Origin of the sequence: Streptomyces sp. NRRL WC-3618, assembly GCF_001280005.1 — a bacterium.
Classification (GTDB): domain Bacteria; phylum Actinomycetota; class Actinomycetes; order Streptomycetales; family Streptomycetaceae; genus Streptomyces.
The window spans coordinates 1-1,212 of sequence record NZ_LGDW01000242.1 but is presented as its reverse complement, the minus strand read 5'-3'; the positions used below and the strand labels follow the sequence as shown (position 1 = coordinate 1,212).

Below are 1,212 nucleotides of genomic sequence, written 5' to 3'. Positions count from 1 at the left end.
TGGGAAAGAAGGCTCGGCTGAAGGGGCCTTGTCCTCAAGCGCCGGGCGGGCTGAGATGGCGGGCCTGGGCTTGATAGCTGCGGCAAACGGGTGGGTGGGAAACACGAGCTGGGCTGGCGGAGCCTCGTCGTCGAACGCCGGGTTGGCCGACGGGCCGTCGGCAAGCGGAGTGTCGGGGCGGGCGTAGCGTGGGGGGATGTCGAAGTACGGTTCGTTTCCCGGTGCGCGTCCTCGGCGGCTGCGTACCTCGCCTGTCATGCGGCGCATGGTCGCCGAGACCCGGCTGCACCCCGCTGACTTCATCCTCCCCGCCTTTGTGCGGGAAGGGGTGAGTGAGCCCGTTCCGATCGCGGCCATGCCGGGCGTCGTCCAGCACACTCGGGACAGTCTGAAGAAGGCCGCCGTCGACGCCGTCGCGGCCGGGGTTTCCGGGATCATGCTCTTCGGGGTGCCGGAGGAGGGCAAGAAGGACGCCCTCGGGACTCCCGGTACCGATCCTGACGGGATTCTGCAGGTCGCCATCCGTGATGTGCGGGCCGAGGTGGGGGACGAGCTGCTCGTCATGTCCGACCTCTGTCTCGACGAGACCACCGATCACGGGCACTGCGGGGTACTGGACGCCCAGGGGCGCGTCGACAACGACGCCACCCTTGAGCGGTACGCCGAGATGGCCCAGGTGCAGGCCGACGCCGGGGCTCATGTCGTGGGCCCCAGCGGGATGATGGACGGGCAGATCGGGGTTGTTCGCGATGCCCTTGATCAGATCGGGCGCGAGGACGTTGCCATCCTCGCCTACACCGCCAAGTACTCCTCCGCCTTCTACGGGCCCTTCCGGGAAGCCGTCGGTTCCTCGTTGAAGGGGGACCGGAAGACGTATCAGCAGGACCCCGCCAATGTCAGGGAGTCACTGCGGGAGCTGGCCCTCGACCTCGCGGAGGGCGCCGACATCGTCATGGTCAAGCCCGCCGGGCCGTATCTCGACATCCTCGCCAAGGTCGCCGACGCCGTGGACGTACCCGTCGCCGCCTATCAGATCTCTGGCGAGTACTCGATGATCGAGGCCGCCGCGGAGAAGGGCTGGGTCGACCGGGAGCGGGCCATCCTGGAGACCCTGACCGGCATCAAGCGCGCCGGTGCGCAGAACATCCTCACCTACTGGGCCACCGAGGCCGCCCGTATGTTGTGAGGTGGGTGGTCGGCGGGGGTGGGGGC

Annotated in this window: 1 protein-coding gene and 1 pseudogene; one reads left to right on the top strand and one right to left on the bottom strand. The window is 68.5% G+C overall.

The features are described 5' to 3' along the window. Positions 1 to 258 (bottom strand): annotated as a pseudogene (locus tag ADL01_RS46420) (hypothetical protein); the annotation flags it as partial. Here ADL01_RS46420 and hemB point away from each other — a divergent pair. Continuing rightward, positions 197 to 1,186 (top strand): porphobilinogen synthase, encoded by a 990-nt coding sequence (hemB, locus tag ADL01_RS21420; protein WP_053743651.1) that lies wholly within the window; start codon positions 197 to 199, stop codon positions 1,184 to 1,186. The pseudogene ADL01_RS46420 and the gene hemB sit on opposite strands and share 62 nt — an antisense overlap. The last annotated feature ends 26 nt before the right edge of the window (positions 1,187 to 1,212 follow it).